This window comes from Anaeromassilibacillus sp. 1001302B_160321_C8, assembly GCF_015554745.1.
GTDB lineage: Bacteria > Bacillota > Clostridia > Oscillospirales > Acutalibacteraceae > Anaeromassilibacillus > Anaeromassilibacillus stercoravium.
Map to the genome: position 1 here is coordinate 21,398 of NZ_JADNJD010000025.1, position 6,622 is coordinate 28,019.

Annotated in this window: 3 protein-coding genes and 3 pseudogenes; 5 read left to right on the forward strand and 1 reads right to left on the reverse strand. The window is 44.4% G+C overall.

Annotation, left to right across the window (positions count from 1 at the left end; all coding sequences use genetic code 11):
* Positions 1-31: 31 nt before the first annotated feature.
* The 5 genes and pseudogenes from I2E77_RS12855 to I2E77_RS12875 all read left to right on the forward strand — a co-directional run bounded on the left by I2E77_RS12855 (position 32) and on the right by I2E77_RS12875 (position 4,462).
* Positions 32-1,657 (forward strand): SIR2 family protein, encoded by a 1,626-nt coding sequence (locus tag I2E77_RS12855; RefSeq protein ID WP_195451392.1) that lies wholly within the window; start codon positions 32-34, stop codon positions 1,655-1,657.
* A gap of 83 nt (positions 1,658-1,740) precedes the next feature.
* A pseudogene (locus I2E77_RS12860) lies at positions 1,741-2,004 on the forward strand (VirD4-like conjugal transfer protein, CD1115 family); the annotation flags it as partial.
* A gap of 67 nt (positions 2,005-2,071) precedes the next feature.
* Positions 2,072-2,200: pseudogene (locus I2E77_RS12865) on the forward strand (Maff2 family mobile element protein); the annotation flags it as partial.
* 456 nt (positions 2,201-2,656) lie between these two features.
* Positions 2,657-3,079, forward strand: a pseudogene (locus I2E77_RS12870) (ATP-dependent zinc metalloprotease FtsH); the annotation flags it as partial.
* A gap of 42 nt (positions 3,080-3,121) precedes the next feature.
* Positions 3,122-4,462, forward strand: a complete 1,341-nt coding sequence (locus I2E77_RS12875; RefSeq protein WP_195451394.1) for a radical SAM protein — start codon at positions 3,122-3,124, stop codon at positions 4,460-4,462.
* Between the two features lie 185 nt (positions 4,463-4,647).
* Here I2E77_RS12875 and I2E77_RS12880 read toward each other — a convergent pair whose 3' ends face one another.
* A complete protein-coding gene (locus I2E77_RS12880) occupies positions 4,648-6,384 on the reverse strand; it encodes an IS1634 family transposase (RefSeq protein WP_195451396.1) in 1,737 nt (578 codons plus the stop codon).
* Between the last annotated feature and the right edge of the window lie 238 nt (positions 6,385-6,622).

The window sequence follows — 6,622 nt, forward strand, 5'->3', positions numbered from 1 at the left end:
GACATTGTAAAGTGGATTAGGAGAAGTTAATATGAGAGATGAAATTATTCAGATGTTGTCTAATGCACCTGCACTACCAGTTCTTTTTGTTGGATCTGGACTCACACGAAGATACTTAGGGCTTCCTAACTGGGAAGGTCTCTTACGGCTATATTGTGTCAAATCACCATATGAATATTATTATAGCAAGGCCGAGCGAGAATGCAGAGAGTGCCCGGATATGATTTATCCTAAAATCGCAGATTATATAGAGGCTGATTTTAATGATGCCTTTTTTACAGAGGATAAATATGCCGAAAATCGAAAAACTCATGCTGAAGATATTGCTGCAAAAGTTTCTCCGTTTAAGTTTTGTATTGCAGATTATTTCAAAGAAAAAAGTGAGGCAATTCAGGAAAAATATTCTGATGAGATAACGCTATTCAGGGAAATTGGCAATAAAAATATCAGTTGTATTATTACTACTAATTATGACCTATTTCTTGAAAACAATTTTGGGAAAGACCATTTTCAACCGTACATTGGCCAAAATGAATTGCTGTTTTCTACAATTTATGAAGTTGCAGAAATATACAAGATACATGGGTGTTGTTCAAAGCCGGATTCTATAGTAATTAACTCACATGATTATGACTTGTTTGTTCGTAAAAGTGCATATTTAAGTTCAAAAATACTAACTCTTTTCTTAGAGCGCCCTATTATTTTCCTTGGATATAGTGTTAGCGATCCCAATATTCGCCGCATATTGCGTTCTATTTCAGAGTGCCTTGAAAACAGCCAATTGGAGCAGTTGAAAAAGAGACTGATTTTTATCGAGTGGACAGAAGACTCAGAAGAAGAAGGAATCAGCGAAAGACAGTTCGACTTTGATAACGGAAAAACGATAATTATGGAGAATATTAAACTGTTTGATTACTCCATATTATATTCAGCCATTTTAGATAATACGGTGAAATACGATGTAAAAGCTCTTCGCCGTATAAAAAGTCAGCTGTATGAATTGGTAAAAACAAATAAGCCTACAGAAAAATTATATGTTGCTACAAATATTGAAGACGATAGTCAAGATATTGATTTTGTCGTAGGTGTTGGGGTTTATGGTAAATTCGGAAAAGTCGGCTATAGAGGAATAAAGGCAGAGGAATTGTATCTATATGCCATAGGTCAATCGGATTTGCAGTATGACGATGACATGATTTTGAAGGAGGCAATTCCTTATTTGTATAATGGACGCACAATTTGGCCTGTAAGACAATTTGTCAGCCGCTGTCAATCAATCGACTGCATAAATGATAAAGTAAAATTCTCTTTGGACAAAACCAGTAAAGATTTGCTCTCATTTGCTCAAAAGGAGTCCATTAAAAAAAGAGGATATACTCGCCTTCCTTGTGTAGTTGATTATTATAGGCAGTATGGGTTGAGCAAAACAATTTCAACTATTTTTACAAGTGATTTTAGCAAGATAAATCCGGATGATTTGTTGCAATTTATAAAATTGGCGCTAGAAGATGAACCTGCCTTGCTGTCTATAACCGGTAAAGGCCATCAATCAAGATCAAATTTCAAAAAGTGCATCACCCTTTGGGATATTCTCGTTTATTCAACACCCGCAAAACAAAGAATAGCAGAATCATCAGACGATTCAAATGTGAGCTAATAGAATACTGTTATATAGATCCTTCTCTTAACTGAGGAGGATCTATTTTTTTATCCAATTTTGAATTCATCACTTGACATTGTGGCAAAGAGTTGATGACACAGGACGAAATCGCAGTTATGGACGGAGGAAAATGTATTTTGCAGTTGCGCGGCGTGCGCCCCTTTTTCAGCGATAAGTACGATATAACGCAGCACCCGAACTACAAATACCTTTCCGACTTCGACAAGAAAAACGCTTTTGACGTTGAACGGTATATGTCCACCCGTCCGGCAATCGTAAAGCCCGACGAACCCTTTGACATATACGAAATAGATTTGTCCGACGAGGACGCAGCCGCCGAATAAAAACGGCGGCATTTTTATTTCCAACAACATTTTTTGAGCCGTTTTAGCGGCAGAAAGCGAGGTTTATATGGATTTTTTCAACAGCGCAGTTGACGTATTGCAGACTTTGGTAATCGCGCTTGGCGCAGGACTTGGCATTTGGGGCGGCATTAACCTCATGGAGGGGTACGGCAACGATAACCCCGGCGCGAATGCTCATGTACGGTAAGGAAGCAAGCAACCGAAAACAAGAGATAGACCGCCAGCACTACACTATTCCGAACCAAAGACCAAAAGATAAGCATTGTGGGAAAATCTAAACTTTTGGATTTTCCTACAATGCCAACTACGGCGGAATCCCTCCCACTCCTTATATCTTTCTGTATACATTGAATTTGTATTTAGTAAAATGCAGACAACACCACGGATCGGCTTTTGGTTGGACAATTCCAACCAAACACCACAGCAGACAGCAGAAAACATTCTGAACGCTAGGAAGCCGGTATGATTGTTACATATAAGGGGAAGAAAAATTTCTTTTAGGTACTTGCTTTCCTAAAACTGATGTGATACAGTTCTCCGTACAGCAGGCGCTGATCGCGGCGCTGAGCGCCCTTGAGCACCGGGGCGGTGCGGAAGAAAGCGCGGGAAACAGACAGGATACAGAAGAAAGGAAGGCAATCATTATCTGATGAGCCAGGAAGAGCTGGAGAACAAGATCGCAACGCTGACCGGCGGAAGGGCGGCGGAGGAGCTCGTGTTCCACTCGGCATCCACCGGAGCGTCCAATGATATCGAGCAGGCCACAAAGCTGGCGCGGGCGATGATCACCCGCTACGGCATGAGTAAAGATTTTGATATGGTGGCAATGGAGACCGTGACGAACCAGTATCTGGGCGGGGATACTTCCCTGAGCTGCTCTGCGGAGACGCAGGCGGAGATCGACCGCCAGGTCGTGGAACTTGTGAAGAGACAGCATGAGAAAGCAGATCAGATCCTGGCAGATAACAGGGAAAAACTGGATGAGCTTGCAGCCTATCTCTATGAGAAGGAGACGATCACAGGGGAAGAATTCATGAAGATCCTGGCTACATAAACATAGATATAGTACAGAAGAAAAAGAAAGGCGGAATTACAAATGGGAAAGACGATCAGAGAAACAATGCAGGAGTTTACCGTAAATCAGGCGCTCAAATATCTGGAGGGAAATCCGGAAGAAAATATCCCGAAGCTGATGAGCTTTGTGGACCGGCTCATGCCGAAGGACTGGTACACCGGGCAGAGGAACGCGATCAGGAAAGCGATCACGGAGAAGAACAACTGGTATCAGCTGATCTTAAGGCTGTATGAGCTGGATCCGGGCGTGCGCAGGGCGTTCTTCCAGAATTTCATCACCAATGCCAGCCTGAAAGGCAGCGCGACACAGGAGGAACTTTCGAAAAAATACAACTGTAATATCCCCTGGGCGATCCTTCTGGATCCCACCACAGCGTGCAACCTGAACTGTACGGGGTGCTGGGCTGCGGAGTACGGGCATCAGTTTAATTTGAGCCTGGAGGATATCGACTCCATCGTGCGCCAGGGCAAGGAGCTGGGAACCTATATGTATATCTACACCGGCGGGGAGCCAACGGTGCGCAGGAAGGATATCTTCAAGATCTGCGAGATGCATCCGGACTGCGAGTTCCTGGCATTTACGAACGGGACGCTGATCGATGAGGAGTTCTGTCAGGAAATGCTGCGGGTAAAGAACTTTGTCCCCGCGATCAGCCTGGAAGGATTCGAGAAGGCAAACGACGGGCGCCGTGGAGATGGCGTGTACCACAAAGTGCGCCATGCCATGGAGCTGATGAAGGAGCACAGGCTGCCGTTCGGCATCTCGGTCTGCTATACGAGCCAGAACTTTGAAGATGTGAGCAGCGAGGCGTTTTATGACATGATGATCGAGAGCGGCGCGTTGTTCGTGTGGTATTTCCACTACATGCCGGTAGGGCACGGTGCTGTGACGGACCTGCTCCCGACGCCGGAGCAGAGGGAAGAGATGTACCACAGGATCCGGCATTTCCGGGAGACAAAGCCGATCTTCGGCATGGATTTCCAGAATGACGGAGAGTATGTGGGCGGCTGTATCGCCGGGGGCAGGAGATACCTGCACATCAATGCCAAAGGAGATGTGGAGCCCTGCGTGTTCATCCATTATTCCAATGTGAATATCCATGACGTGTCCCTGCTCGATGCGCTGAGGAGCCCGATCTTCCAGGAATATCATGACAATCAGCCGTTCAACGGAAATCATCTGAGGCCATGCCCGATGCTCGAGAACCCGGAGCGCCTGAGGGAGCTGGTGAAAGAGACCGGCGCTGTGAACACGGATTATCAGGACCCGGAGAGCGTGGACGACCTCTGCGACCGGTGCGAGCCATATGCAGAGAACTGGAAACCTACGGCAGAGAAACTGTGGGAGGAGAGCCATTCGTAAGGAATCCTGTGAAGTCAGAGGGCTGCCAGATCTGTCAGACACGAAATCCATTCGCACGAAATCCATTCGCAGGTACAAAAAGAAACGTTTTGTGGTACAATCCCGTCTTTGACAGTTCGTAAAAGAAAAAGTCGCTGTATCCCTTGTATTTACTGGGGTGCAGCGATTTTTTCCGTTGTTTCGAACTATAGTAATTTATTCCTTCCCCTTACTTTTTTCTGGATTGTTCTCATTTTACTTTTAGTTATGAATTGGTAGTCTGTCCGGAAACCGCAGGCTTCATGAAGATCATCAGTAATCTTTTCCCGCCGATACAGCGGAATGAATCCCTGCTCCTGTATCCCGGCGAAATTCATTGCTTTCAGAGTATCCAGCAATTCCTCACAGGTATATCTCGAATCCAGTTTTTTCTCAAGATAACGGTAGACAGTTAATGCGAGGAAACAGATCAGGAAATGTGCCTTGATCCGGTTCTCTTCCCGTAAATAGATCGGTCTTGCAGAAAAATCTGTTTTCATGATCCGGAAGCATTCCTCGATCTGCCACCTCCCCTCACTTACTTTTAAAATATCACCGACCTCATCATCCAAAAGATCCGTGCATACTGCATAGAGCCCATCATACTGCGCCTCTTCCGCAATCTTATCCTCATCCAGATACTGTTTGATATCCGCAGCTTCCCCATCTTTCGTAACAGCCATCTTTCCAATAAAACGTGCCGGGTCATTCGGATTCTTACGGTTCCTTTTCGCTTTTCCCGAATCCAGCATTTTTTGTGCCCGTTCCACCTGTGTATCACGGATGGATTTCTGATACAGGGCATACTTTGGAGAATAAGTGATGATCAAGCGTTGGTGCAGTTTCTTAGTGGTATACGGTTCATCCTTGTAATAAAGCCCTTTGTCATCTTCCGGAAGTTTCGTGATATCGACAGGCTCGTCATCGGAGACCCGTTTAAACCCCTGCGGGCTCAGCGCCCATTCTTTTTCTTCTTTCTTCAGCTTTTTGATCGACTGGGTTACGATATAAGCCCTTTCCCCCATATGGTTGTATTCCCGGATGGATTCCGAACCCAGCCCGGCATCGCTGCAATAAATGAATTTCTGGCATCCGAAATCACTAAGCACTTTCTTCTCCAGTGGCTTCAGCGATGTCTGCTCGTTTGCATTTCCCGGGAAGAGAGAAAACGCAAGGGGGATCCCATCCCCGTCCATGAAAAGCCCCATTTGGATGATCGGGTTCGGTCTGTGTTCCTTCCCCTTCCCATATTTCTTGCTGCCGTCTTCCTGTTCAATCTCAAAATAATAATTCGTGCAGTCGTAATAAAGGATCTTATCATTCCTCTGCCCCATGAAATGGCTGTTTTTATAGACCTCCGCCTGGATCAGATCACATTCAGCCCCAAGGACATCCAGCGCACGGTATACATCGTGAAGCTTGTAGGATGGTTTTTCTAAAAATTCTAATGCGGTCTTGTAAGAAGCACGTTTGCTGCAAGGCTCCAGGATCCTTGCGTAGATCAAATCGGAAAGGATTGCGTTGATGTCATATTTAAACTTATATTTTTGTTTTAACTTCCGGCAGATCTTATTCATCTGCATCTGATAATAGATCGATTGGAGAAAAAGGTAGCCGCCCCGGTAAAAGACCTGCTTGCCATAGTCTAACTGCCTGTCTGCGTGAAAGGGGATCAACACTGTTTTGGCTTCTTTTTCCTTTTTATATTTTTCGGTTTCTATTTTCACTTCATTCTTTGCCCAAGTAAGAACATCATCTCTTGTCGGGCCGTGCTCGACTAAAAGCTGTTCTAAAGTTCCCAGCTTGCGGACAATCATAGAAGAAGTACTGCCATTTGCTTTTACGAAAGATTTGCAGATATAAAATGACTCTGCGTTTTTTGATTTTGATATGTGAAGATTCATAGCTGATCCCTCCTTATCCCTTATTATATCATACAATAACATAAAATAACATATATAAAAACTAAAAAATTGACACAAAAAAAGCAGGTTTTATGCGGCCTGCAAGGTATTTTTCTATTATTCAACTGTCAAACTCCCGAAAACATTCTGAACGCTAGGAAGCCGGTATGATTGTTACATATAAGGGGAAGAAAAATTTCTTTTAGGTACTTGCTTTCCTAAAACTGATGTGATACAA

Bases quoted from the DNA above. Each gene is read 5' to 3' on its own strand.
- I2E77_RS12855 (WP_195451392.1), top strand. From the start codon at position 32: ATGAGAGATGAAATTATTCAGATGTTGTCTAATGCACCTGCACTACCA.
- I2E77_RS12880 (WP_195451396.1), bottom strand. From the start codon at position 6,384: ATGAATCTTCACATATCAAAATCAAAAAACGCAGAGTCATTTTATATC.
- I2E77_RS12875 (WP_195451394.1), top strand. From the start codon at position 3,122: ATGGGAAAGACGATCAGAGAAACAATGCAGGAGTTTACCGTAAATCAG.